At 64.8% G+C, this 26,044-nt stretch carries 23 protein-coding genes; 21 read left to right on the top strand and 2 right to left on the bottom strand.

All coding sequences use genetic code 11. The features are described 5' to 3' along the window. Positions 1 to 36: 36 nt before the first annotated feature. From PQR32_RS25820 to PQR32_RS25780, 9 genes are all read left to right on the top strand, one after another. Positions 37 to 1,521 carry a UbiD family decarboxylase gene (locus PQR32_RS25820; RefSeq protein WP_408233451.1) on the top strand — a complete coding sequence of 495 codons (1,485 nt, stop codon included), beginning with the start codon at positions 37 to 39 and terminating at the stop codon, positions 1,519 to 1,521. Then, a complete protein-coding gene (locus tag PQR32_RS25815) occupies positions 1,514 to 2,137 on the top strand; it encodes a UbiX family flavin prenyltransferase (RefSeq protein WP_408233448.1) in 624 nt (207 codons plus the stop codon). Before PQR32_RS25820 ends, PQR32_RS25815 begins: the two co-directional genes overlap by 8 nt. After that, complete coding sequence (locus tag PQR32_RS25810; protein WP_408233445.1) at positions 2,134 to 5,172, top strand: xanthine dehydrogenase family protein molybdopterin-binding subunit; 3,039 nt, start codon at positions 2,134 to 2,136, stop codon at positions 5,170 to 5,172. Before PQR32_RS25815 ends, PQR32_RS25810 begins: the two co-directional genes overlap by 4 nt. Further along, a complete protein-coding gene (locus tag PQR32_RS25805) occupies positions 5,169 to 5,990 on the top strand; it encodes an FAD binding domain-containing protein (RefSeq protein WP_408233442.1) in 822 nt (273 codons plus the stop codon). The genes PQR32_RS25810 and PQR32_RS25805 overlap by 4 nt, the downstream gene beginning before the upstream one ends. Before the next feature lie 32 nt (positions 5,991 to 6,022). After that, on the top strand, positions 6,023 to 6,544 hold the full coding sequence (locus PQR32_RS25800) for a (2Fe-2S)-binding protein (RefSeq protein ID WP_408233551.1): 522 nt from the start codon (positions 6,023 to 6,025) through the stop codon (positions 6,542 to 6,544). After that, positions 6,537 to 8,114 (top strand): AMP-binding protein, encoded by a 1,578-nt coding sequence (locus tag PQR32_RS25795; RefSeq protein ID WP_408233439.1) that lies wholly within the window; start codon positions 6,537 to 6,539, stop codon positions 8,112 to 8,114. The genes PQR32_RS25800 and PQR32_RS25795 overlap by 8 nt, the downstream gene beginning before the upstream one ends. Positions 8,115 to 8,118: 4 nt before the next feature. Next, complete coding sequence (locus PQR32_RS25790; RefSeq protein WP_408233436.1) at positions 8,119 to 8,925, top strand: enoyl-CoA hydratase/isomerase family protein; 807 nt, start codon at positions 8,119 to 8,121, stop codon at positions 8,923 to 8,925. 200 nt (positions 8,926 to 9,125) lie between these two features. Continuing rightward, positions 9,126 to 10,859, top strand: coding sequence for a GMC family oxidoreductase (locus PQR32_RS25785; RefSeq protein WP_408233433.1), 1,734 nt, complete (start codon positions 9,126 to 9,128; stop codon positions 10,857 to 10,859). Between the two features lie 93 nt (positions 10,860 to 10,952). Further along, positions 10,953 to 12,329 (top strand): MFS transporter, encoded by a 1,377-nt coding sequence (locus PQR32_RS25780; protein ID WP_408233430.1) that lies wholly within the window; start codon positions 10,953 to 10,955, stop codon positions 12,327 to 12,329. 31 nt (positions 12,330 to 12,360) lie between these two features. Here the strand turns inward: PQR32_RS25780 and PQR32_RS25775 are convergent, their stop codons facing one another. Then, positions 12,361 to 13,272, bottom strand: a complete 912-nt coding sequence (locus PQR32_RS25775; protein WP_408233427.1) for a LysR family transcriptional regulator — start codon at positions 13,270 to 13,272, stop codon at positions 12,361 to 12,363. Between the two features lie 212 nt (positions 13,273 to 13,484). Here PQR32_RS25775 and PQR32_RS25770 point away from each other — a divergent pair, with 212 nt between their 5' ends. Beyond that, the gene (locus PQR32_RS25770; RefSeq protein WP_408233424.1) at positions 13,485 to 14,228 is read left to right on the top strand and encodes a ProQ/FinO family protein; all 744 of its coding nucleotides are present in this window, start codon (positions 13,485 to 13,487) and stop codon (positions 14,226 to 14,228) included. A 15-nt stretch (positions 14,229 to 14,243) separates the two neighbouring features. On the opposite strand, the gene PQR32_RS25765 is transcribed toward PQR32_RS25770, so the two are convergent. After that, positions 14,244 to 15,596 carry a TAXI family TRAP transporter solute-binding subunit gene (locus tag PQR32_RS25765; RefSeq protein ID WP_408233421.1) on the bottom strand — a complete coding sequence of 451 codons (1,353 nt, stop codon included), beginning with the start codon at positions 15,594 to 15,596 and terminating at the stop codon, positions 14,244 to 14,246. A gap of 268 nt (positions 15,597 to 15,864) precedes the next feature. Between PQR32_RS25765 and PQR32_RS25760 the strand changes: the two genes are divergently transcribed. The 11 genes from PQR32_RS25760 to PQR32_RS25710 all read left to right on the top strand — a co-directional run bounded on the left by PQR32_RS25760 (position 15,865) and on the right by PQR32_RS25710 (position 26,041). Beyond that, positions 15,865 to 16,344 carry a DUF2946 domain-containing protein gene (locus tag PQR32_RS25760; RefSeq protein ID WP_408233418.1) on the top strand — a complete coding sequence of 160 codons (480 nt, stop codon included), beginning with the start codon at positions 15,865 to 15,867 and terminating at the stop codon, positions 16,342 to 16,344. A 106-nt stretch (positions 16,345 to 16,450) separates the two neighbouring features. Further along, entirely contained in the window at positions 16,451 to 17,347 is an 897-nt protein-coding gene (locus tag PQR32_RS25755) for a hypothetical protein (protein ID WP_408233415.1), read from the top strand. Between the two features lie 27 nt (positions 17,348 to 17,374). Next, entirely contained in the window at positions 17,375 to 17,755 is a 381-nt protein-coding gene (locus PQR32_RS25750; RefSeq protein ID WP_408233412.1) for a copper resistance CopC family protein, read from the top strand. Between the two features lie 135 nt (positions 17,756 to 17,890). Beyond that, positions 17,891 to 18,946, top strand: a complete 1,056-nt coding sequence (locus PQR32_RS25745) for a HoxN/HupN/NixA family nickel/cobalt transporter (RefSeq protein ID WP_408233409.1) — start codon at positions 17,891 to 17,893, stop codon at positions 18,944 to 18,946. Positions 18,947 to 19,283: 337 nt separating this feature from the next. Further along, positions 19,284 to 20,342: an NADH-quinone oxidoreductase subunit B family protein gene (locus PQR32_RS25740; RefSeq protein ID WP_408233406.1), complete on the top strand. Its 1,059-nt coding sequence runs from the start codon at positions 19,284 to 19,286 to the stop codon at positions 20,340 to 20,342. A gap of 53 nt (positions 20,343 to 20,395) precedes the next feature. Next, positions 20,396 to 22,210 carry a nickel-dependent hydrogenase large subunit gene (locus PQR32_RS25735; RefSeq protein WP_408233403.1) on the top strand — a complete coding sequence of 605 codons (1,815 nt, stop codon included), beginning with the start codon at positions 20,396 to 20,398 and terminating at the stop codon, positions 22,208 to 22,210. Beyond that, positions 22,207 to 22,797, top strand: a complete 591-nt coding sequence (locus PQR32_RS25730) for a NifU family protein (RefSeq protein ID WP_408233400.1) — start codon at positions 22,207 to 22,209, stop codon at positions 22,795 to 22,797. The genes PQR32_RS25735 and PQR32_RS25730 overlap by 4 nt, the downstream gene beginning before the upstream one ends. Further along, positions 22,794 to 23,432, top strand: a complete 639-nt coding sequence (locus PQR32_RS25725) for a DUF5947 family protein (RefSeq protein ID WP_408233397.1) — start codon at positions 22,794 to 22,796, stop codon at positions 23,430 to 23,432. The genes PQR32_RS25730 and PQR32_RS25725 overlap by 4 nt, the downstream gene beginning before the upstream one ends. Further along, complete coding sequence (locus PQR32_RS25720) at positions 23,425 to 24,084, top strand: DUF6084 family protein (protein ID WP_408233394.1); 660 nt, start codon at positions 23,425 to 23,427, stop codon at positions 24,082 to 24,084. The genes PQR32_RS25725 and PQR32_RS25720 overlap by 8 nt, the downstream gene beginning before the upstream one ends. Next, a complete protein-coding gene (locus PQR32_RS25715) occupies positions 24,081 to 25,493 on the top strand; it encodes a hypothetical protein (RefSeq protein ID WP_408233391.1) in 1,413 nt (470 codons plus the stop codon). The genes PQR32_RS25720 and PQR32_RS25715 overlap by 4 nt, the downstream gene beginning before the upstream one ends. After that, positions 25,490 to 26,041 carry a hydrogenase maturation protease gene (locus PQR32_RS25710; protein ID WP_408233388.1) on the top strand — a complete coding sequence of 184 codons (552 nt, stop codon included), beginning with the start codon at positions 25,490 to 25,492 and terminating at the stop codon, positions 26,039 to 26,041. The genes PQR32_RS25715 and PQR32_RS25710 overlap by 4 nt, the downstream gene beginning before the upstream one ends. The last annotated feature ends 3 nt before the right edge of the window (positions 26,042 to 26,044 follow it).

Here is a 26,044-nt window from a genome sequence, read left to right as displayed (position 1 = left end):
GTTCGGACATGAAGCCAGGCATCGATGGAGACGTAGATGAACATTCGCGATGCGGCATCGCACGGTACCTTCCAGCTGACGTGGGCTCGCCCGTTCGGCGCGCTCACGTTGCGCGACTGGCTGGCGCATCTGGCACGCACGGGCCGGGTCGCGACGATCGACAAGCCGGTCGCGCTCGAACACGAACTCGCCGCGATTGCAAAGCGCCTGGACGGCACGCAAGCCGCGTTCTTCACGAAGCCGGGCGGCCACGACGTGCCGGTGGTCAGCGGCTTCATGTCGCGCCGCGCGTGGATCGCGGAAGCGATGGGCGTGGCCGAGGCCGATCTGCTGGCGCGCTTTCGCGACGCGGCCGATCAGCCGATTCCCTCGAAGGAAATCCCGCGCGCTGAGGCGGCCTGCCAGCAGGTCGTGCATACCAGCGGTATCGACCTCCACACGCTGTTGCCTATTCCGACCCATAGCGAGCACGACAATGGGCCGTACATCACCGCGGGTCTCGTGATTGCACGCAATCCGCGTACCGGTGTGCAGAACGTTTCGATCAATCGCATTCAGGTGCATGGGCTGGACCGCATGGCGATCCTGCTGTTGCCGCGCCATCTGTATGCATTCCAGAAAGCCGCGGAAGAGGCGGGCGAGGCGCTCGACGTCGCGATCGCCATCGGCGTCGATCCGTTGACGATGCTCGCCTCGCAAGCGATTTCCCCGATCGATTCCGACGAGCTGGAAATCGCCGGCGCGCTGCATGGCGCGCCGCTGCCGGTCGTCAAATGCGTGAGCAACGGCGTCAACGTGCCGGCTTTTGCCGAGATCGTGATCGAAGGGCGAATTCTGCCCAACGTGCGCGAAATGGAGGGCCCGTTCGGCGAATTCCCCAAGTACTACAGCGCTCAGGAAGCGCGTGAAGTGATCGAAGTCACCGCGGTGACGCATCGCGAGAAGCCGATCTTTCATACCATCGTGCCGGCGGAAATGGAACATCTGCTGCTAGGCGCGATTCCGCGCGAGGCGACTCTGCTCGCGCATCTGCAACGTAGTCATCCTAACGTGAAGGACGTGCATCTGTCCGTGGGCGGCGTGTGCCGCTATCACTTGTGGGTGCAGTTCGAGAAGAAGCGCGAGGGCGAAGCGAAGAACGTGATTCTGTGCGCGTTCGGCGCGCACTACGACATCAAACAGGTAGTGGTGGTCGACACCGATGTGGACGTGCACGATCCGGCCGAAATCGAATGGGCGATTGCCACGCGCTTCCAGGCCGATCGCGATCTGGTCTTGATCGAAGGCGCGCAAGGCTCGCCGCTCGATCCGTCGACCACCGTCGGTCAGCCGGAAGACGCGCCGCCGCATCTGCAAGGCGTGAGCGCGAAGATGGGACTGGATGCCACGCGGCCGGTGGTGTATCCGTCGCACGTGTTTACGCGGGTGCGCATTCCGGGGCAGGACACCGTGGATCTGGACGCGCTCGTCGCCGCCGACAACACCGCGCTCGACACCTATCTGGGTGACACTCATGTCTGAGCACAAACGTGAGCGCATCGTCGTGGGCGTTTCGGGCGCGAGCGGCGCGCTGATCGGCATGCGTCTGCTCGCCGCGTTGCGGCGCCTTGGCACGCATGAAACGCATCTGATCGTGTCGGCCTCCGGCGCGGTCACGGCGGCACAGGAACTCGGCATGACGCGCGGCGATCTGGAACGCCTCGCCGACGTGGTCTACAACGTGCGCGACATCGGCGCGGCCGTGGCGAGTGGTTCGTTCATCACCGCGGGCATGGTGATCGCGCCATGCTCGATGAAAACGCTCGCGGGCGTGGCCAACGGTTTCGCCGACAACCTGCTCACACGTGCCGCCGACGTCATGCTCAAGGAGCGCCGCCGGCTCGTACTGGTCGCGCGCGAAACGCCGCTCAATCTCGCGCATCTGCGCAACATGACTGCCGTCACCGAGATGGGCGGGATCGTCATGCCGCCGGTGCCCGCTTTCTATGCGCATCCCAAGACCATCGAGGACGTGGTCGACCACACGGTGGGACGGATTCTGGATCTGTTCGGTATCGAGCATCGCGAGATCGCGCAGCGCTGGAGCGGACTCGCCGACGAATTCGTGCAGCGCCGCGAATCGGGAGCGGACCAATGAATCAGTGCGACTCGCTTCATGCAGGCGACACGGCGACGCAGGAACGCGAGCCGGGGTTGGAGAAACGCCCACAACGGCATCTCGGCCGCCCGATGGAGCGTCTGGAAGATCCCGCGATTCTCACCGGCCGCGGCCGTTATGGCGACGACATCGGCATCCGTCCGGGCACGCTGCACGCCGCGATCCTGCGCTCGCCGCACGCGCATGCGGAACTGGTCTCGATCGACACCGATGCCGCCTCGACACTACCCGGCGTGCGCGCGATCCTGACCCGCGACGACCTGCGCGCCTGGTCGCGGCCCTTCGTGGTCGGCGTGAAATCGCCGATGGAACAGTGGGCGCTGGCGATGGACCGCGTGCGCTATGTCGGCGAACCGGTGGCGGTGGTGCTGGCGCAATCGCGCGCCATCGCCGAAGACGCGCTCGATCTCATCAAGGTCGAGTACGCGACGCTCGATCCGGTCACGTCGATCGAACAGGCGGCGAGCGACGAGTCGCCGGTATTGCACGAGAAGGTGGGCAGCAACGTGATCAGCGACCGGCACTTCCGCTACGGCGAGCCGGAGGCCGCGTTCGAGAAAGCGCCGCATCGCGTGAAACTGGTCGCGCATTATCCGCGCAATAGCTGCGCGCCGATCGAATGCGGCGTGGTGATCGCGGAGTATCTGGCGGGCGATGAAGGCTACGACGTCACGTCGAATTTCATGGGCCCGTTCTCGCTGCACGCGGTGATGGCGATGGCGCTGAACGTGCCCGCCAACCGTCTGCGTCACAAGGCGCCGCGCGATTCGGGCGGCAGCTTCGGCGTGAAGCAGGCGGTGTTTCCGTACGTCGTGCTGATGTGTCTCGCTTCCCGCAAGGCGGGCGCGCCGGTGAAGTGGGTCGAGGACCGGCTCGAACATCTGAGCGCGGCCACTTCCGCGACCGCGCGCGTCTCGACACTCGAAGCGGCCGTGGAAAGCGACGGCCGCATCACGGCGCTCTCCTACGATCAACTCGAAGATTGCGGCGGCTATCTGCGCGCGCCGGAACCGGCCACGTTCTATCGCATGCATGGCTGCCTGACCGGCGCGTATGCGATCGACAATCTGCTGGTGCGCAACCGCGTCGTGCTGACCAACAAGACGCCGACGGGTCTGGTGCGCGGCTTCGGCGGACCGCAGGTGTATTTCGCGCTTGAGCGGCTTATGCAGCGTATCGCGCTCGAACTGAAGCTCGATGTGCTCGACGTGTACCGCCGCAATTTCGTCGCCGCCGATGCGTTCCCGTATCGCGCCGCGGCCGGCGCGCTGCTCGACTCGGGCAACTATCAGGAAGCGCTGCGCCGCGCGCTGGCCGAAGGCGGTTATGACGAACTGCTTGCACGTCGCGAGGCGGCGCGCAAGGAAGGGCGTCTGTACGGCATCGGCTTCGCGGCGATCGTCGAGCCGTCAGTGTCGAACATGGGCTACATCACGACGGTGATGCCCGCCGACGCGCGCAAGAAAGCCGGGCCGAAGAGCGGGGCGATCGCGAGCGCGACGGTCAGCGTCGATCTGCTCGGCGGCGTGGTGGTGACGATTGCGTCGACGCCCGCGGGGCAGGGGCATATGACGGTGTGCGCGCAAGTCGTTGCGGACGTGCTCGGCGTCTCGCCGCACGATGTCGTCGTCAATGTCGAATTCGATACGCACAAGGACGCGTGGTCGGTGGCGGCGGGCAATTATTCGAGCCGCTTCGCCGGCGCGGTGGCGGGCACGGTGCATCTGGCGGCCGTACGGGTGCGCGACAAGATCGCACGCATCGTGTCGAAACAGTTGGGCTGCGCGCCGGACGATATCCGTTTCGAAGAAGGCCGCATCTATGCGAAGGGCGCCGAGGATCGCGCGCAGCCGTTCGGCCGCGTCGCCGCCAATGCGCCGCATTGGGCGCCCGCGCTGTTGCCCGAAGGCGAAGAGCCCGGCCTGCGCGAGACGGTGTTCTGGAATCCGCCCAATATGGCGGCGCCGGACGAGAACGATCGCGTCAATACGTCGGCGGCGTACGGTTTTGCCTTTGACATGTGCGGGGTCGAAGTGGATCGCGCCACCGGCCGCGTGCGGATCGACCGCTACGTCACCGCGCACGACGCCGGCACGCTGCTGAATCCTGCGCTCGCCGACGGCCAGATTCGCGGCGCGTTCGCGCAAGGGCTCGGCGCGGCGCTGATGGAGGAATTCCGCTACGGCGCGGACGGCAGCTTCCAGTCCGGCACGCTCGCCGACTATCTGATGCCGACCACCTGCGAAGTGCCGGATCCGGTGATCGTGCATCTGGAGACGCCGTCGCCGTTCACGCCGTTGGGCGCGAAAGGGCTCGGCGAGGGCAACAACATGAGCACGCCGCCGTGCATCGCGAATGCGGTGGCGGACGCGCTCGGCGTCGACGATATCCGTTTGCCGCTGACGCCGTCGAAGGTGATGGCGCTGATCGGCATCGACGACCCCGCGCCGTCGCGTCCCGAGTTGCGTGACGCGACGGCGGCCAAACCGGCGACGCCAAGCGGCGGCAAGGCGCTGACCGCGCAGGGCAGCGTCGATTTGCCGGCGTCGCCGGAAGCGATTTTTGCCGTGCTGCTCGATCCGGACGCGCTTGCCAAGGTCATTCCCGGTTGTCATGCGCTCGAAGCCGAAGGCACGAACCAGTATCGCGCCGACGTGACGGTCGGCGTCGGCATGATCAAGGCGCGCTTCGAGGCGAAGATCGGCCTGTCGGAAATCGACGCGCCGCATCGGCTGCGTTTGGCGGGCGCGGGCATGTCGTCGCTCGGCAGCGCGCGCGGCAGCGGCCTCGTCGAATTGACGCCGATTGAAAACGGCACGCGTCTTTCCTACGACTACGAAGCCCAGGTGTCGGGCAAGGTCGCGGCAGTGGGCGGACGCATGCTCGAAGGCGCGGCCAAAGTCGTGTTGCGGCAACTGTTCGAATCGCTGGGCCGGCAGGCGGCGGGCAAACCGGTTCACGCCGGCGGCTCGTGGCTCTCGCGCCTCTTCGCCCGTTTCAGGAGACACGCATGAAACCCGCGCCGTTCGATTATCTGCGCGCCATGACGACGCAGCATGCGCTCGATGCCCTCGCGCAAAGCGGCGAGGACGCGCGCGTGCTGGCCGGCGGCCAGTCGTTGATGGCGGTGCTGAACATGCGGCTCGCGCAGCCACGCATGCTGATCGATATCTCGCGGACCGACGAGCTGAACTCGGTGCGCGTCGATCACAAGGCGGGCTTGCTGGTGGTGGGCGCGGCGGCGACGCAAGGCAGCGTCGAGTGGCGTGAATCGCTGCGCGATGAAGTGCCGTTACTGGCGATGGCGTTCCCGCATATCTCGCACTTCCAGATCCGCAATCGCGGCACGGTGTGCGGCTCGATAGCGCACGCCGACCCGAGCGCGGAACTGCCGCTCGTGCTGGCCGCGCTCGGCGGTGACGTGATGCTGCGCTCGAAAAAGAGACACCGCGTGCTGCCAGCCAGCGAGTTTTTTCAAGGCATGTTGATGACCGCGCGCGAGCCGGATGAACTGGTCGAAGCCGTGCGCTTTCCGCTAAAGCGGCCGGGCGAACGCTACGGCTTCACGGAATTCTCCGCGCGCCATGGCGACTTCGCGATGGTCGCCTGCGCGGCCGTCGTGACGAGCGATTCGATCCGCCTCGCGGTGGGCGGCGTCGCGGACAGGCCGGTGGTCGAGCAATGGCCGCGTCTGCGCGACGAGGATCTGCGTAGCGCATTGAACGATTTGAGCTGGAAGCTGGGCGCGCAGGACGACGCGCATAACAGCGCGACCTATCGCCGGCATCTGGTCCGGCAACTCGGATGGCGCGTGATCGAGGAGGCGAAGTGAGCAACACATCGAACGGCAACGTCGTGCACGTGATGCGGCAGGGCGAGCGGCAGTGCGTCACGCTGACGCTCAATGGCCGTGAACGCAACGGCTATTGCGAGCCACGCGAACTGCTATCGGATTTCATCCGTCACGAACTGGGCGCGACCGGCACGCACGTCGGCTGCGAGCACGGCGTGTGCGGCGCGTGCACGGTGCACGTCGACGGCGTGGCGGGACGCTCGTGCCTGATGCTGGCGGTGCAGGCCGACGGCCGTCGTATCGATACGGTAGAGGGACTCGCGCCCGCCATGCAGTTGGGCGATCTGCAGCAGGCGTTCCAGCGTCATCATGCGTTGCAGTGCGGTTTCTGCACGGCCGGGATTCTCATGTCGTGCGCGGACTATCTGCAGCGCGTGCCCGATCCGAGCGAAGCGCAGGTGCGCGACATGCTCTCGGGCCATCTGTGCCGCTGTACGGGCTATACGCCGATCGTCGCCGCGGTGCTCGACGTGGCGGCGCGGCGCCGGCAAGGCAAGGCGGCCGGCGAGACTGTGGAGGCCGCCCATGCTTGACCTCGGCCGAACCTTTCTGCAAAGCGTGGAACGCAGCCCCAACGCACTCGCTCTGGTCGACGGTGAGCTGACGCTGACGTACGCGCAGTGGCACCGCCTCATTGTGAAGGTGGCCGAAGGTCTGCGCGGTCTGGGCCTGGCGCATGGCGACCGCTTGCTGGTGGTGTTGCAAAACCGCTGGGAGATGGCGACTCTGCATTGGGCCTGCCAGTTCGCGGGCGTGGTGATCGTACCGCTGAACTGGCGCGCGAAACCCGATGAACTCGAATACTGCGTGACCGATGCCGGTGTGAAGGCCATCGTGTACGAGCCGGTTTGCGCCGATGCCGTCGCGCAAAGTCCCGCAGCGCAACGTCTGCCGCGTATCGGTCTCGACGACGTGCAAGGCTGCACCGCGGGTTTCGAAACGTTGATGGCGCACAGCACGCCGGACGCGCTGAACGCCGGGCACACCTGCGCGGATGCCGACGACTACTCGCTGATTCTCTACACCTCAGGCACCACCGGCAAGGCGAAGGGCGTGCCGCGCCGGCATCGTCATGAACGTGCCGCCGCGCTCGCGCACGTCGCGCAGAATCTGTATGGCCACGGCGAACGCACACTCGGCGTGATGCCGCTTTATCACACGATGGGCGTGCGCTCGCTGCTCTCGATGGCGCTGGTGGACGGCCTGTTCGTCTGCGTGCGCCGCTGGAATGCGCGCTTCGCACTCGATGCGATCGCGCAACACAAACTCACCTGCCTCTATCTGGTGCCGACGCTGTATCACGATCTGCTTGCCGACCCGGCTTTCGTGTCGATTGATACATCGACGGTGAAGAAGCTCGGTTTCGCCGGCGCGCCGATGAACGACGGTTTGCTCAAGCGCCTCTCAGCGGCGTTCGAACCGGAACTGTTCGTCAATCACTACGGCTCGTCCGAGGTCTACACCTTCAGCATCGATCAGGACGCCACGCGAAAACCTGGCAGTGCGGGGCGCGCGGGCATCAACACGCGTTTGCGCGTCGTCAGGCTCGACGCCCACACGCCCGAGGACCTGGCGCAAGTGGGAGAAGAAGGCCAGATCATCGCGGACCTGCTCGGCGACGAAGCCTTCGAAGGTTACTGGAACCGTCCGGATGCAAACGCCAAATCATTGCGCGACGGCTGGTACTTCACGGGCGACACCGGTTTCTTCGACGCGCAAGGCGACCTGTACGTGTCGGGCCGCGTCGACGACATGATCATCAGCGGCGGCGAGAACATTTCGCCGGTCGATATCGAGTCGGTGCTGTCGCTGCATCCCGCGGTCGACGAGGTCGCGGTGGCCGGCGTGAAGGACGAGCGCTGGGGCCAGCGCGTGGTCGCCTTCGTCAAGCGCCGCGATTACGTCGACGCCGACACGCTCGATGCGCACTGCCGCACCTCCGACCTCGTCAACTTCAAGCGTCCGCGCGAATACGTGTTCGTCGACGACATACCGAAGTCGCCGGTCGGCAAGATCCTGCGCCGCAAGCTGTCCGCGGGCGAGTACCAACGCGACACGCGCGGCGAATCCATTGCACCTCACACGGAAACTACCAAGGAGTAACCTCATGACCGACCTGACTCACCGCGGCCAGAGCCTGCTGCAAGATCTCGACGGCTTTTCCATCGAGATCGACGCGCAACGCGAGCGGGCCGACATCATCCTGCACCGGCCGCCGCTGAACGTGATTTCGATGCATGCGCGCGACCAGTTGCGCGCGGCCTTCGAGGCGCTCGACGACGACCCGCGCGTGCGCGTGATCGTGGTGCGCGCCAAGGGTGAACACTTTTCGAGCGGCGGCGACATCAAGGGCTTTCTCGAAGCATCGCCGGAAACCGTGTCGAAGCTCGCCTGGAATATCGCCGCGCCCGCGCGTTGCTCGAAGCCGGTGATCGCCGCCAATCGCGGCTTCTGTTTCGGCGTGGGTTTCGAACTGTCGCTCGCGTGCGACTTCCGCATTGCCACCGACACCACCTTCTACGCGCTGCCGGAACAGAAACTCGGCCAGATTCCGGGGTCGGGCGGCTCGGCGCGTTTGCAGCAGATGGTCGGAATCGGCCGCACCAAGGACATCGTGATGCGCTCGCGCCGCATTCCGGGCAAGCAGGCCTACGAGTGGGGCATCGCGGTCGAATGCGTGGCCGACTCCGAACTCGAAGCCACGACCGACGCGCTGGTCGACGAACTGCGCGCCTTCTCGCCGCTCGCGCAGCGCACCGCGAAGAAGCTTCTGAACGATACCGAGGACGCGCCGCTGTCGATCGCGATCGAACTCGAAGGGCACTGCTATAGCCGTCTGCGTACCTCCGACGATTTCCGCGAAGGCGTTGAGGCATTTCACGGCAAACGCAAACCGGTGTTTCGCGGCAGCTAATGCGACCGCGGCGCAACGGCGAACGGGAAAACAGCAACCAGCTTGCATGGGACCGGAGTAAGCGCTAAAGCGCTAACTCCAGTCGACAGCCTTGCATGGGACCGGAGTAAGCGCTAAAGCGCTAACTCCGGTCGACAGCCTTGCATGGGACCGGAGTAAGCGCTAAAGCGCTAACTCCGGTCGACAAAGGAGACAGGTGGATGGAGCGCTTCGATTACGTGATCGTCGGCGGCGGATCGGCAGGGTGCGTGCTCGCGCATCGCCTGTCGGCGGTTGCGTCGTTGCGTGTCGCGCTCATCGAAGCGGGCGCGGATACGCCGCCGGGCAAGGTGCCCGCCGCGATTCTCGACAGCTATCCAATGCCGGTTTTCTGCGGCGACACGTACATCTGGCCGGAATTGAAGGCGAGCGCCACCCGCACCGCCGCGCCTCGCGTGTACGAGCAGGGCCGGGTGATGGGCGGTGGGTCGAGCATCAACGTGCAGTCGGCCAATCGCGGCTTGCCGCGCGACTACGACGACTGGGCCGCCAACGGCGCGAGCGGCTGGGCGTGGCAGGACGTGCTGCCGTATTTCCGCAAGCTCGAACGCGATGTGAATTTCCCCGCTGGCGAGTTGCACGGCAGCGACGGTCCGGTGCCGATCCGCCGTATCTTGCCGGCGTATTGGCCCGCGTTTTGCGATGCCTTCGCCGACGGCATGCGGAAGAACGGTTTCGCGGCCTTGCAGGATCAGAACGCCGAATTCGGCGACGGCTATTTTCCCGGCGCGTTTTCGAATCTCGACGACCGGCGCGTGTCGAGCGCAACCGCATATCTCGACGAGGTGACGCGCCAGCGCCGTAATCTGCACATCTATGCGGACTTGCACGTCGAGTCGATCGTCATGGAAGGGCGTGTCGCGCGTGGTGTAGTCGCGGTGGAGCGCAGCGGTGCGCGCATCCGTTTCGACGCGAACGAAGTCGTGGTAAGCGCGGGCGCGTTGCAATCCCCCGCGTTGCTGATGCGGGCCGGCATCGGCGCGAAGGCGGAACTCGACACGCTCGGCATTGAGTGCAGGGTCGAACTGCCGGGCGTGGGGCGCAATCTGCAGGATCATCCATCGCTCACGTTCTGTCATTTTCTCGGGCGGCGTTTTCGCATGCCGCTCTCGCGCCGTCGCGCGAGCATGACGGCCGCGCGTTTTACCTCGGGCGTCGCCGGTTGCGACGAGTCCGATCTGTATCTATCGAGTGCGACGCGCGCCGCCTGGCATGCGCTCGGCAACCGGCTCGGTTTGTTTTTCCTTTGGTGCAACCGGCCTTATTCGCGCGGCCGTGTGCAACTCGCTTCCGCTGATCCAGCTGTAGGCCCGCGCGTCGAACTGAATCTGCTCGACGATCCGCGTGATCTCGCGCGCCTCGCATACGGCGTGCGGATGCTGGCGAAGATCGTCGAGGCTTCGGGTCTCGGTGACCACTCACGCGACTTTTTCCCGGCTGCGTTTTCATCGCGTGTGAAAGCGCTCAGCCGCGTCGGCAAGGGCAATGCGGTGTTGACATCGCTGCTCGGCATGCTGCTCGATACGCCTGCGCCGCTGCGGCGACTGCTGATCGAGCGTTTCTTCACGCGGGGCCAGCGCATGTCCGCGCTGCTGGCCGAGCCGGGCGCGCTCGAAGACTTCATCCACGCGAATGTGTTCGGCGTCTGGCACGCGAGCGGTACTTGCCGGATGGGCCACGCGCACGACGTCATGGCGGTAACCGACGCTTCGGGGCGCGTGCACGGCGCGCACGGCCTGCGGGTCGTCGACGCGTCGTTGATGCCGCGCCTGCCCTCGGCGAATACGAATATCCCGACCATCATGATGGCGGAGAAGATCGCCGACGCGATGCTCGCGCAGCGCGAGGCAAATGCTGCATCGAATACGGCGCCGCTGACCACGGCCTCGCCATAAGGTTTCTTAACACCGCCAAGACCACGCGCAAGAGAACGTGCCTACAAACGGGGACGATCGAGAGACGGCCCGCTGATAGTCAAGGAGATGATGATGTCCGTAGCAGCGCAAAATGGCGCCGCCTTGCCCGCGGTAGACCAGCGGCAAATGATGGGTGCGGTAATGGCCTCGTGCCTCGGCTGGGCACTGGATCTGTTCGATCTGTTCGTGTTGCTGTTCGTCGCGCCGGTGGTCGGGCGGCTGTTCTTCCCGTCCGAGCACGCGATGCTGTCGCTCGCCGCGGTCTATGCGTCGTTCGCCGTGACCTTGCTGATGCGCCCGCTCGGCTCGGCATGGTTCGGCTCCTACGCGGACCGCCACGGACGCAAGGGCGCGATGATCATCGCCGTGGTCGGCGTGGGGCTCTCGACGGCCGCCTTCGGCGTGCTGCCGACCGTCGCGCAGGTCGGCCTCGTCGCGCCGATCCTGTTCCTCGTGCTGCGCCTCGTGCAAGGCGTGTTCGTGGGCGGCGTGGTGGCGTCGACGCATACCATCGGCACCGAATCGGTCGCGCCCAAATATCGCGGTGCGGTGTCGGGGTTGATCGGCGGCGGCGGAGCGGGCCTCGGCGCCTTGCTCGCCTCGCTCACGTATCTGGCGATGTCGGCGCTGTTCCCCGGCCCGTCGTTCGACGTGTGGGGCTGGCGCTGCATGTTCTTCACCGGCATCATCAGCTCGGTGCTCGGGCTGTTCGTCTTCAGTAGTCTCGAAGAGTCGCCGCTGTGGAAAAAGCTCGCCGCCGAAAAGGCCGCCAAGGCCGCGGCGCAGAAGCTCGACACGCCGGTCGAAATCGTGCGCTCGCCGGTGCGCACGCTGTTTTCGAGCGACTATCGGTCGATTCTGTTCGTCAACCTGTTGCTGACCATCGGCGGCGGCAGCGGCTATTACCTGACCTCGGGTTATCTGCCGACCTTTCTCAAAGTGGTGAGCCACGCGCCGAACGGCGCCGCGGCGGCGATCCTGCTGATCTGCAGCGTGGCGGTGGTGATCGCGTCGGTTGCGGCGGGGCATCTGAGCACGTTCATCGGGCGTAAGACCGCTTTCATCTGGCTCGGCCTGATTCGCCTGTTCGCGTTGCCCGCGTTGTTCCTGCTGCTGCCCACGGCGCAAAGCATCACGATGATCGGTGTCTACGCGGTGATTCTCAGCGCGCTCGGCAGTGCGGGCTACGCGCCGATGCTGATCTTCCTGAACGAACGGTTTCCGACCGCGATTCGCGCGACCGGCACGGGGCTCTCCTGGAACATCGGCTTTGCCATTGGCGGGATGATGCCGACCGCCGTCTCGCTGGTGGCGAAAGATGCGAGCGAGTTGCCGATGACGCTGGCGATCTTTGTAGGGGCGATCAGCGTGATTTTCCTGATCGGTGCGTTCGTCGTGCCGGAGACGCGCGGGCGGCTCGAGCAGGGGGCAGTGCGCGAGGCGGTTTAGGTCGCGGGTTGGGGCGTTCGCAGACGGCGTTTCAGACGACGGGCACACCCGTCGTCACCCGCCAGATCTCTTCGCCGATGATATCGATCAGCGCGTGCGCCGCGGGCCCGATCGGCCGCTTCGGATGGCTCACGCGAATGATGTGCCGCACGATCGGCGGCGACGTGATGGTGCGCGCGCACAGCACCCCTTCGTCGACCTTGCGCTGAACCACGACGCGCGGCAGGATTGTCGCGACGCCGCTCTGTTCGACGAACTGCACGATGGTATTCAGCAGGTCGATCTCGAACTTCGGCTTGATGACCACGTCGGCGGCCAGCAACGCCGCGTCCAGCACGCCGCGCAGGCCGTTGCGGCGGGTGGGCAGCACCAGTTCGATGCCGGCCAGTTTCGCGAGATCGACGGCCGGCGGCAGGTCGGGGCCTAGCGCGGCACTGGTCACCAGCACCATTTCCTCGTCGACCAGCGGCACCACGTCGAGCGTGAGGCGCCCGCGCGGCTTGTTGATGATGGCCGCATCCAGCCGGCCCGCTTCGACCGCGTCGATCAGCTGCGCGCTGAACCCGTCGGCGACCGACACTTCGACCTGCGGGAACATCGCGTTGAACCTGGCGAGCGACTCTGGCAGCACGCTTTCCGCCTCCGACGAGACCATGCCCAGCGACACGCGCCCTGTGACGATCGCATCCTGCCGGCTCAACTGGTCGCGCGCCCGCTCGATGTCGCGCATGATCGGCGTGTACAGGCGGTACATCTGGCGCGCCGCGTCGGTCGGCGTCATGCCGTGCGGCCCGCGTTCGAAGAGTTTCTGGCGCAATTCGGTTTCGAGCTTCGAAATCTGCATGCTGAGCGCGGGTTGCACGATATTCAGCCGTTTCGCCGCGCGCGTGACGGAGCCGTCTTCGAAAAGTGCGATGAAATACTGGATTTGCTTGAGGTCCATGAAGCGCGGGAGTGGGGACGGGAAGGAGCAAAAGGGCGCGGAAACGGGGCGGGTAGGGCCGGAAACAGTGAGTTTAACCGTGTCGCGCCGAGCGTACACGGAAACACACGCGGAAGCCCGCGCGGCGCCCCGCGCGGCGCGGCTCGCGGCGTCGTCACGAACGTGTTTCCTTACGCTGCTACAATCTCGTCTTTCTCGATCGATTGTGCGCTATGGGTTTCGAACAACTCGCTGAACTGAAGAAGCAATTGGCCGCGGCTCGCCGCGAGGCTGCGCCTGCCGCGAAGTCCGGCGCCAAGCCTGCTTCGAAGGACGCTTCCAAGCCGGCTAAGGACGCTTCCAAGCCTGCTGCAAAGGACGCGTCCAAGCCGGGCGCGAGGCCTGCCCGCAAGCCCGCGCCGCCGCGCCGTGCCGCGCCCGCCGCCGCATCCGACGCCAAACCGGCCGTGGATGCGAAGCCCGTGGATCCGGTGGTGAAATCGATCGGGCGGCTGCAGAAGCGCTTCCCCATCGCCTTCCCGAAGAATCCGGCGCCCAAGCTGCCGCTCAAGGTCGGTATTTTCGAAGACCTCGTGGTGCACGCCAAGGAACTGTCGTTGAGCGAAGCCGAATTGCGCGACGCGATCAAGACGTGGTGCCGTGGCAGCCGCTACTGGAAATGTCTCGTGGAAGGCGCGGCTCGCGTCGATCTGACGGGCGCGGAAGCCGGCAAGGTCACGGCGCAGGAAGCCGCGGGCGCGCAGCGTCTGCAGGCGCATCGCGCGGGCAGGGGTGCGCAGAAGGCGGCAGCCGGCGCGGCGAACGCGAACGCGACTGCGGCCGGCGAGGCAGCCACGCAACCGACGGCTGAGGTAGTCTCGCAAGCGTCCACCGAGACAGCCGCGCAGCCGAACGCTGAAGCAGCCGCCCAAGCCACCGCCGAGCCGGCCAACTCGCCGGCCACCCGCGAAGCGTAAAACCCGCCGCCCCGCCTAGGGGTGGCTGCCTTGCCGCGACGCAGCCCCCAGCCGGCCTCTCACGAAGCCGACGTGTTCTCGCAGCACATAGAACGCGTCGGCATAAGCGAGCGGCATGCGCAGCCGATCCAACGAATCCTCGATCTGATCCAGCTCGGCAAAGAGCCGCGTGCGCTCCTCGTCGGTCGAATCGGCGAGCGCGCCGCGTTCGATCGCAATCAGCGAACCATAGTAGCGATAGATGCGCGAGCGCACCCGCCAGCGGTACAGCGCCGGAATCAGGCGCATGGCCGGGAACAGCAGCACGGCCATCGGCAGCAGCAGAACGACCGTGCGGTCGCTGATGCTCGCCAGCCAGAACGGCAGCGTGCGGTACAGAAAGCTCTTGCCCGTCTTGTAGTAGCGCTGCGCGTCCTCGCTGATCTGATATTCGCGCGCGACCGGACTTGGGAATTCGCCCGCGCGCTGCAACAGTCCCGGCATGCCGTGCACTTCCTGAGCCGCCTCGATCAACGGATCGGAAATCGCCGGATGCAGTGTGGTGCGCGCCACCAGTTCGACCGTCGGGCTGATCAGATGCACCGTATCAGGCGGAATCCTGCGTTTCAGATCCAGCACGCCGGCCGGCAGGTCGATCTGGTCCAGATAGGGAAAGAGACGCGTATAGGCGCTCGCTTCGGCGAAGTTCATCACCGACACGCCGGGCACCTTGAGCAGACGCAGCATCAGGCCGCGCGTGGCCGAGTCGCCGTTCAGGATCGCCGCGTCTACCTCACCCGCCACCAGTTGGGTGGCGGCCTGCATGCCGTCGCTTGGCACCAATGTGGTGTCGCCGCCCGGCTCGATGCCGTTCGCATCCAGCAGTTTGAGCGCCAGCAGGCGCGTGCCGCTGCCTTCGCGGCCCACCGCGATCCGTTTGCCTTCCAGTTGCGAAAGCTGGCTCAAACCCGTGCCGCGATAGAACACCACCACCGGAATATAGAAAACGCTGCCGAGCGACATCAGCGACGAGGTGTCGAGGCCGTCGGCCACGCCGCCTTGCACGAGCGCGACGTCGACGCGCTGCTTTGGGTCCAGCAGACGTTGCAGGTTCTGCACGGAGCCGTCGGACTCCAGCACGTTCAGCTTGATGCCGTTGCGGGCGAGGATTTTCCTGTACTGCTCGGCGGCGACGAAAAACGAGCTGTCATGCGGACCGGCGCTCAGGGTAATCGTCTTGGGCGGCGCCGGATCGACCAGCCAGACGACCAGTGTGACCATGAGTATGACGAGCGCCGCCACGACGACATAGAGCAGGGTATGGTCGCGCCACTCGGCATGCGGCTCTTCGCCGGGAAAGTGCGGGGGACGCGGGCGCTGCGCTTTCATGGACACTCCGTGCCGGGAGCCGGGATGATCGCATTGTCCACTGTCCGCGGTGGGTTTGCCGTTGGCAGTTTGCTCTATTGACCGGGCGGGCGCGAAGCTCTTGTCGTTCGGCGACGCGAGCGCACGGCGCGGCACGTTCGAAGATGTGCGCTGCATGCGTGGCGCATGAGTGAAATGCCCAACATGACTGCCGCTGTCACGACCGGCATGCGGCATTGACCGTGGCATAATCCGCGACAGCTTCCCCCATCGTGTCGCCGGGCGCATCGTGAGTCGTTTCTATCGGAAGATCGGCAGTTGGCTGGGATTGTTCGCGATCCTGATGGCTACGCTCGCTCCGACGATCTCGCACACGCTCGCCGCACGCAGCGATGAAAGCGCTATGTCAGCCGAGCATTGCGACATGCCGTCAATGGCGTCCATGGGCTCGATGGACTCGATGGGTTCGATGGATTCGATGAGTTCAATGGGTTCGATGCAGGAAGACACGCCGGACGCGATGTCGGTCGCGTCGAACGCGCCCGATCAGGCAAGCGACAAACACACCCAACACACCGCCCTGTCCGACGGCGACGCCTGCGGTTATTGCAGCCTGCTCGCCCACATGCCGGCCGTGCCGAGCGTCGAGGCGCTGTTCGTCGTCACCGTGCGCGCTTTGCAGCACACGGTCGCGACCCGCTTCGAGAGCGTGCGCCGCGTCGAACCGCTCACCTTCGCTCAACCCCGCGCCCCTCCGTTCGCATCCTGATTCGAGTCACCACGGCGCGATGCATCGAACGCATCGCGGCTGCCGCCGCGCGTCCCTATCGACCCTGCGCGCCGGCATTGTCACGACCCATGAAACAGGATGAATCATGCCTACCCACACAACGTCCCGCAGGCAACCGCTGCGCTCGGCGGCGCTTCTCGCGGCCACCGCCGGCGCTTTGTTGTGCGCGCCAACGCTTGCCGGCGCCCACGCCATTGCGGGCAACCGCGTCTTCCCATCGACGATGGCCGTCGACGACCCCGGCGTCGGCGACGAAGCCAACTTCGAGTTCGGCCATCAACGCGTGCCGGGCGACAACGGCGACCAGAGCATCAACACCTTCGACTTCGAATACGACAAGCTGATCACGCCGCGGCTCGCGGTGTCCGTCGACGGCACTTATGCAATGCAGAACAATCCGCGGGCGCACGGCTTCGACAACTTCGGCGTTGGCTTGAAGTACCTGCTGTACGTCAACGACGCGCACGAATTCATGACCTCGATCGGCGTGGACGCCGAACTCGGCGGCACGGGCAGCCGCGCGATCGCCGACAACTTCTCGACGATCTCGCCGACCATCTACGCCGGCAAGGGCATGGGCGATCTGCCCGACTCGCTGGCGTATCTGCGGCCGATCGCCATCACGGGTGAAGCGGGACCGGCGCTGACCACCGGCGCGGGACAGCCGAACGCCTTCAACTACGGCTTCACCGTGCAATACAGCTTGCCGTATCTGCAACAGCATGTGCGCGATGTCGGCCTGCCGCAGCCGTTCGCCAATCTGATTCCGCTGGTGGAAATTCCGCTGTCCCGCAGCCAGGGGCAGACGACTGGCACGGTCAATCCGGGCTTCATCTGGATCAACCGTTATGGGCAGTTCGGCGTGGAGGCGCAAATCCCGATCAATCGTGCGAGCGGCTCGCATGTGGGCATTCTGGTGCAGGCCCATATCTTCTTTGACGACGTTGCGCCGACCACGATCGGCAAACCGCTGTTCCAGTGACGCAGGAGAGTGATGATGAATGGCACGATGAAACACCGACATTTGCGCGGTATTAACGCTACGGCGAAACTGGCGGCGCTGTTCGCCGGCCTCGCGCGCGCGCGCGCGGGCTTCGCTCACGTGTTTCCCCAGAAGCAGGAGCCGGGAGCGGGCGCGACGGTGGCGTCACCCGCGCAGGTGCGGGTGATTTTCGACGGGCCGCTCGAAGCGGCGTTCAGTTCGCTGACGGTGACCGACGCGAGCGGCAAGCAGGTCAACACGCAGAAGGCCGCGGTCGACGAGCAGCAGCCGGCGCTGATCGCCGTGCCGCTGCCGCCGCTCGCGGCCGGTCACTACACGGTGCATTGGGTGGCAGTGGCGTCGGACGGGCATCGCACCCATGGCGACTATGCGTTCAATGTGAAGTAGCCTGAAGCGGTGATGCGCTGCGTCATCCATCGAGCGATGGCGCAGCGCGTGAAAAGGTCTATTATCGAAAAGACGCATCGAGCGCCTGGCTGTGCAATGCAGCCGCCTTCGCCTTCGCTCCGGGGAGAAGAACACATGACGGAGTTCGTGAAGGCGTTCCCGGCAGTGGCGTCCGGCCATCAGCGCCGGCGGATCGCGTGGCTCTACGCGTTGCTACTGACCTTCAATCTCGCCGCGTGGCTTGCGGCCTTGATGGCATTTCGCGGCTATCCGCTGCTGATGGGTTCCTGTCTGCTGGCTTACTCGCTCGGTTTGCGGCACGCCGTGGACGCGGACCACATCGCCGCCATCGACAACGTCACGCGCAAGCTCATGCAGTCCGGCCAGCGTCCGCTGACGGCAGGGCTGATGTTCTCGCTCGGCCACTCCACCATCGTCGTGCTGGCCACGCTCGGCATTGCCGTCACCGCGATGGCCTTGCAAACCCGCTTGAGCGGATTCAGGGAAACGGGCGCCATGATCGGCACGCTCGTGTCGACGGTTTTCCTGTTCGCCATCGCGCTGCTGAACCTCATCGTGCTGCGCTCCGTGCTGCGCGCGTTTCGGCGCGTGCGCCGCGGCGAGCCCTACGTCGACGAAGATCTCGACATGCTGCTCGCCAATCGCGGTTTTCTCGCGCGCATGTTCCGGCCGCTGTTTCGCCTGATCACACGAAGCTGGCATATGTATCCGCTCGGCTTTCTGTTCGGCCTCGGTTTCGACACCGCGACCGAGGTCGGCTTGCTCGGCATTTCCGCGGCGGGCGCCGCGCAAGGCATGTCGATCTGGTCGATCCTCGTGTTCCCGGTGCTGTTTACGGCGGGCATGACGCTGATCGATACCACCGACAGCATCCTCATGCTGGGCGCTTACGGCTGGGCCTTCGTGAAGCCGGTCCGCAAGCTTTACTACAACCTCACGATCACGACGATTTCGGTGCTGGTGGCGCTGCTGGTCGGCAGCATCGAAGGGCTTGGGCTCGCGGCCGACAGGCTGCATCTGAATGGCGGATTCTGGCAGACGGTGGCGGTTCTCAACGATCACTTCGGCATGCTCGGCTATGCGATCGTCGGCGTATTCGCGGCCGCCTGGTTATTGTCCGTGGCGGTCTACAAATGGCAGCGAATCGGGGAGATGGAGATCCGTTCCTGATTGGCACGTAACGGCAGATCAGTTTGGCGCAAACCCTTAAGGGCTATCGTCAGAGAATTGAGTAGAGCGCGTGGACGCGGCTATCGCGGTGCGCGAAGCTTCGCGAATAAGCTATGAAAATTGGGTTATTCCGTGTCGCTGACCTATACTCGAAAAAGTTTTGCGGGCTCATTGCGATGAGCACCATTCAAACGAAAACATGCAGCAAATCCGATCTTTTTAACCGCTCCCCACGCGGAAATGACCCCTGATCGATTGCTGGACACGTGACTGCCGTGCGGCGCTCGCCACGTATCTTTGCTTGTCCAAAAGAACGTGAACGCAGTGGAGACACATCATGGCAGAAGCAGACAACGTCCCCTATGGGCGCAAGACTCAGCACGCGCCGGCCCTCAAGGAAGTGCACATCATCTGGATTACCGCGGGCCTCGGCTGCGACGGCGATTCGGTTTCCATTACCGCCGCCACCCAGCCGAGTATCGAGGACGTGATTCTCGGCGCGATTCCCGGCTTGCCGAAGGTGCATTTACACAATCCCGTACTGGCGTATGAAAACGGCGACGAGTTTCTCAAACCGTTTCATCAGGCCGCGCGTGGCGAGCTCGACAACTTCGTGCTGGTGATGGAAGGCTCGATTCCCAATGAGCGTATCAATCGCGAGGGCTATTGGGCCGCCTTGGGCACCGACCCCGAGACGGGCGACCCGATCACGATTCCGCAGTGGCTCGACCGCCTCGCACCGCGCGCGCTGGCGGTGGTCGGCGCGGGAACCTGCGCGACGTACGGCGGCATTCACGCGATGCAGGGCAACCCGACCGGCTGCATGGGCCTCGCCGATTATCTCGGCTGGGACTGGAAGTCGAAAGCGGGCCTGCCGATCGTCAACGTGCCGGGCTGTCCGGTGCAGCCGGATAACTTCATGGAGACGCTGCTCTATCTGCTGTATCAACTCGCCGGCCTCGCGCCCATGATTCCACTCGACGAGGCGTTGCGGCCGAAGTGGCTGTTCACCCGCACCGTGCATGATGGTTGCGACCGGGCGGGTTCGTACGAGCAGGCGATCTTCGCGACCGAATACGGCAGCCCGAATTGTATCGTCAAGCTCGGCTGCTGGGGACCGGTCGTGCAATGCAACGTGCCCAAGCGCGGCTGGATGGCGGGCATTGGCGGTTGTCCGAACGTGGGCGGCATCTGCATCGGCTGCACGATGCCGGGTTTTCCGGACAAGTTCATGCCGTTCATGGACGAGCCGCCCGGCGCGGTGTTGTCGTCGAATCTGATCAGGAGCTATGGCCCGCTGATCCGCAGCTTGCGCAAGCTGACCAAAAACACGCTCAACGATGAGCCGAAATGGCGGCACAACCGTTCGGAACTCACCACCGGTTACCGTCGCTGAGCGGGCGGAATACGCGCAGTCAGTGTCGTCAGCATAGTCAGCAGGAGAAGGTCATGGCCGTCAGCACAGCACCTGAAGCGACCAGCACCACCCAGGCAGCGCCGGGCAAGCTGGTCGAAATGAACTGGGATCCGATCACGCGGATCGTCGGCAGTCTGGGAATTTACACCAAGATCGATTTTGCGAACCGGCGGGTGGCGGAATGCTATAGCACGTCGTCGATCTTTCGTGGCTATAGCATTTTCATGAAGGGCAAGGACCCGCGCGACGCGCATTTCATTACGAGCCGGATCTGCGGCATTTGCGGCGACAATCACGCGACCTGCTCCGTCTACGCGCAGAACATGGCCTACGGCGTGAAGCCGCCGCCGATCGCCGAGTGGATCGTCAATCTCGGCGAAGCGGCCGAATATATGTTCGATCACAACATCTTCCAGGACAACCTGGTGGGCGTGGACTTCTGCGAGACGATGGTCAAGGAGACCAATCCGGGTGTGTGGGACAAGGCCCAGAAAACACCCGCGCCGCACGCGGACAAGCACGGCTATAAAACCATCGCGGAGATCATGACCGCGCTCAACCCGTTTACCGGCGAGTTCTACCGCGAGACGCTGATGGTGAGCCGCTACACGCGTGAAATGTTCTGCCTGATGGAAGGGCGCCACGTGCATCCGTCGACGCTGTATCCCGGCGGTGTGGGTACCGTGCCGACCATCCAGCTCTTCACCGACTACATCACGCGCTTGATGAAATATGTGGAGTTCATGAAGAAGGTCGTGCCGTTGCACGACGATCTGTTCGACTTCTTCTACGAGGCCCTGCCCGGTTATGAAGAAGTGGGCCGGCGCCGTGTTCTGCTCGGCTGCTGGGGCTCGTTCCAGGACCCGAACGTGTGCGACTACAACTACAACAGCATGACGCAATGGGGACGCGGCATGTTCGTTACGCCGGGTGTGGTGGTGGACGGCGAACTGGTCACGACCGACCTCGTCGACATCAACCTGAACATCCGCATTCTGCTCGGCAGCTCCTATTACGACGACTGGGATCACGAAGAAACCTTCGTGAAGAATGACCCGCTCGGCAATCCGGTGGACCGCAAGCATCCGTGGAATCAGACCACGCTGCCGCATCCGCAGAAGCGCAAATTCGACGGCAACTATACGTGGGTGATGTCGCCACGCTGGCTCGACAAACGCACGGGCGACCACCTCGCGCTCGATACTGGCGGCGGTCCGATTGCGCGACTGTGGTCCACGGCGTTGGCCGGACTGGTGGATATCGGCTATATCAAGGCGACCGGTCACAGCGTGAAGATCTATTTGCCGAAAACCGCGCTCAAGCCCGAAGTCGAGTTCGAGTGGAAGATTCCGAAGTGGAGCAACGCGCTCGAACGCGATCGCGCCCGCACGTATTTTCAGGCTTATTCGGCAGCGGCGGCGTTGTATTTCGCCGAGCAGGCGCTTGCCGAATTGCATGCGGGACGCACCCGCACGTTCAGCGATTTCACGGTGCCGGAAGAAGGGCTCGGCTGCGGCTTTCATGAGGCGGTGCGCGGCGTGCTCTCGCATCACCTCGTGATTCGCGAGGGTAAGATCGCCAACTATCATCCGTATCCGCCTACGCCCTGGAACGCCAATCCGCGCGATATCTACGGCACGCCCGGACCTTATGAAGACGCGGTGCAGAACACGCCGATCTTCGAAGAGAACGGCCCCGACAAATTCAAGGGCATCGACATCATGCGCGCGGTGCGCAGCTTCGATCCATGCCTGCCGTGCGGCGTGCATATGTATGTGGGCAACGGCAAGACCATCGATACCTCGCACTCGCCGACCTTCGGCGTGATGCAGGGAGCGCATACGTGAGCGCCCAGACGAGCGACCAGCACGCAGTCGCCGCCCAGCAACGCCGCATCGAGGAACTGATTGCGGCGCTGGAGACGCTCGACGATCCGCCTGCGCGCGAGAGTGCTCAGGAACTGTTGCAGGTGGTGCTCGATCTGCATACGAACGGACTCGCGCATCTGCTGGAAATCGTTTCGGCGGCCGGGGCGATGGATGACGCCATGCTCGAAGCGTTCGAACGCGACGCCAGCGTATCGGCGCTGCTGCTGTTGCATGGTTTGCATCCGCAAGACCTGCCGACCCGTGTATCGCGCGTGGTGGAGAAGATGCGGCCGCTGCTCGGCGTGCAGGGCGTCCAGATCGAATTGATCGACGCCGCCGAAGAGGCCGTGCGGGTGAAAGTGGCCGGGCGTCTGCAGGGCAAGCACAATTCGGTCGGCGAATTGCGGCAGGAAATCGAGCTTGCGATTTTCGAAGCTGCGCCCGAGGTGATGCGCGTCGACATCGCGGGTTTGCAGGACGTCAACGTGCATGAATTGCGCTTCGTGCCCAATGCGCACACTGAGCACACCGAGGTAGCCAGCCGGACCGAGGCCGGCGCGCAATGACACCCGCTGCCGCCACGACGCGCGGCTGGGTCGCGGCCGTGCGGCATTTCGTGCGCAAAGCCGACGACATGCATTGCGAGCTGTGCGGCGCGCCGTTGCTGGCCGACCATCCTCATCTGTTCGAAATCGCCAAACGTCAACTGTATTGCTGCTGCCGTGCCTGCGCGCTGCTGTTCGGCAATCAGCAGAACGCGCGCTATCGTCCGGTACCGCGCGACGCACATTATCTCGACGGCTTTCGCATGAGCGACGCGCAGTGGGACGCGCTGGCGATTCCCATCGACATGGCTTTCTTCTTTCACGACAGTTCGGCGCAACGTATCGTCGCGCTCTATCCCGGACCGGCGGCCGGCACGCAGTCGCTGCTGGATCTGCAGGCGTGGACCGAACTCGTCGCCGACAATCCGTGGCTCGCGCAACTGGAGCCCGACGTCGAAGCGCTGCTCGTGAATCGCAGCGAAGGCGCGCGCGAGTACTACCGCGTACCGATCGACCAATGTTATGCGCTGACCGGCGTGATTCGCGCGCGATGGCGCGGCGTCTCGGGCGGACGGCAGGCCTGGGACGCGATCCATCGCTTCTTCGCCGCGCTGAAGACCCAGGGCCGCGTACCGGAGGGCTTGCTCCATGCCTGATCTCGGGTTCACTGTCGAGTCGGCGGAAGTCGTGCCGTTTGCCGCGGCGCCGCTGCTGATGTTCAAGCTGCATATCGTCGATACGTCGGTTGAAGGTGCACCGAACCGCGAGATCGCCAGCATCACGCTGCAATGCCAGATCCAGATCGAAGCCGCGAAACGCCGCTACGCGCCCGCCGAGCAATACGGTCTCGAAGACCTGTTCGGCATTCCACCGCGTTGGGGCGATACGTTACGCACGATGCTGTGGACGCATGCGTCGGCGGTTGCGCCACCCTTTAGCGGCGAATGCACGCTCGATCTGCCGGTGCCGTGCAGCTACGACTTCAATGTAGCCGCCACCAAATATTTTCACGGACTCGAAGAGGGCGAGATTCCGCTGATGCTGCAGTTCAGCGGCACCGTTTTCTATCGCGAGGCCGATGGCGCATTGCAGGTCGCGCCGATTCCGTGGCACAAGGAGGCGGCGTACCGTCTGCCGGTGGCGCTATGGCGTGACATGATGGCGCGCTATTACCCGAACGGCGCATGGCTATGCCTGCATCGCGACGTGTTCGATCGCCTCTCGCGCTTCAAAACCCGTGGCGGGCTGACGAGCTGGGAGCAGGCGGTCACGAGCCTGCTCGACAAGCTCGAGGAGGACATATCGTGAACGCGGTCGAGAGCGTGGTGCAGGCGGTGCTGTACGAAGGCTACATGCTGTATCCGTACCGGCCGACTTCGGTGAAGAACCGCCAACGGTGGACCTTCGGCGGCGTGTATCCGCGTGCCTATGCGGAGGCGTCCGGCAGCGATCCGTGGGTGACGCAAAGCGAGTGTCTGCTGCGCGGCGGCGAGCACACGCGCGTCGCGGTGCGGCCCGGGTTTTTGCAGGTGATCGAGCGGATGGTGCTGGGCGTGCCGGAAAACGCCGCGGTACGCCCGGAGTCGGGTGAGCCCGCGTGGCGCACGGTGCCCGTGCTCGATATCGACGAACGGCGCTACACGCCGTGGCAGGAAGCGGCTGAACGGCATCTCGCGCTGCCCGTGCTGGCGCTGGGCGAATTGGTGAACGTTCCACGCGATATTTCTTTTTTATTCGATGCCGGCAGCGAACTCGAACCGCTGGCGGACCGGCACGGCACGCTGCGTGGCGCGTTGCGCCGCACGCGCGCGGCCCTGCAAGGCCGCGTCGAAATCAGTGCGGCGAGCGTGGCGGCGGGCGTCTATCGGCTGAAGGTGCGCATCGTCAACGAGACGCCGCTCGAATATGCGCGCAGCCTCACGCGCGACGCCGCGTCGCTGTATGCGCTGGTCTCGTGCCATACCGTACTGACCATCGAGCGCGGCACATGGATTTCGTCAATCGATCCGCCCGACGATCTCGCGGCGGCGTCGGCTGCATGCCGCAATATCGGCGTATGGCCGGTGCTGATCGGCGATGAACAACGGCCCGACACCATGCTCGCCTCGCCGATCATCCTCTACGATTTCCCGCAGATCGCGCCCGAAAGCGCCGGCGATCTGTTCGACGCCACGGAGATCGACGAGATTCTCACACTGCGCATTCTCACCATGACCGACGAGGAAAAGCGCGAGATGATCGCCACCGACGAGCGCGCTCGCGCCTTGCTCGCGCGTACCGAAGGCCTGGGTGCCGAGCAGATGCAGAAGCTGCACGGCACCTTGCGGCAGGTGCGCGCGCTCGACGCGGCAAGCGTGGGCGCGTCCCTCTCTGCGGCGCGGACCACCATGCCCGTTTCGCCGTGGGCCGAACTCGATGCGCGACCGCATCTTGCCTGCGTGCGGGTCGCGGGCGTGGAAATCCGCATTGGCGATCAGGTGCGCTTGCGCCCGCGCGGCCGCGCGGACATCTTCGATATCGCGCTGAGCGGCATGGTCGCGACGATCGAATCGATCGAACGCGATTTTGACGACCACGTGCATGTCGCCGTGACTATCGACGACGATCCGGGCAAGGACTTCGGCGTGCAGCGCATGCCGGGCCATCGGTTCTTCTTCGGACCGGACGAGATCGAACCGCTCGGCCACGCTGCCGGTGCTCGACGGGGCCGCGTATGAGCACGATTCTGGTGGCCGGCATCGGCAACGTGTTTCTCGGCGACGACGGCTTCGGCGTCGAAGTGGTGCGGCGCTTGCAGGAACAGTTGGCTGCGGGCGAATTGCCGGGATTCGCGGCGGGCGTCAACGTCGCGGACTTCGGCATTCGTGGCGTCGATCTGTGTTACGCGCTGCTCGACGGTGTGGACAGCGCGATTCTGATCGACGCGACGCAGCGCGGCGGCGCGCCCGGTACCCTGTACGTGATCGAGCCGTCCATGGATGAGTCGGGCGGCGCTGCGAGCGGCGATCCGTACGCCGTGCCAATCCTGATGTCGCCGCATGAGATGGACCCGGCCAAGGTGCTGCAAACCGTGCGGATGCTCGGCGGCCGGTGCGAGGACATCGTCGTGCTCGGCTGCGAGCCGCAGGACTTCGGTTGCGAAGAGGGTGAAGAAGGACGGATGAGTTTGAGCGGCCCCGTGGCGGCCGCGGTGGAACAGGCCGCTGAAGTGGTGGTGCGGCTCGTGACGGCAAGGCTGGAACAGCGCGCCGCGCGCATGGTTTGACAT

Source organism: Paraburkholderia dipogonis (genome assembly GCF_046027395.1).
GTDB classification, from domain to species: domain Bacteria; phylum Pseudomonadota; class Gammaproteobacteria; order Burkholderiales; family Burkholderiaceae; genus Paraburkholderia; species Paraburkholderia dipogonis_A.
The sequence above is the reverse complement of the archived record's forward strand: the minus strand, read 5'-3'. Positions and strand labels throughout refer to the sequence as shown.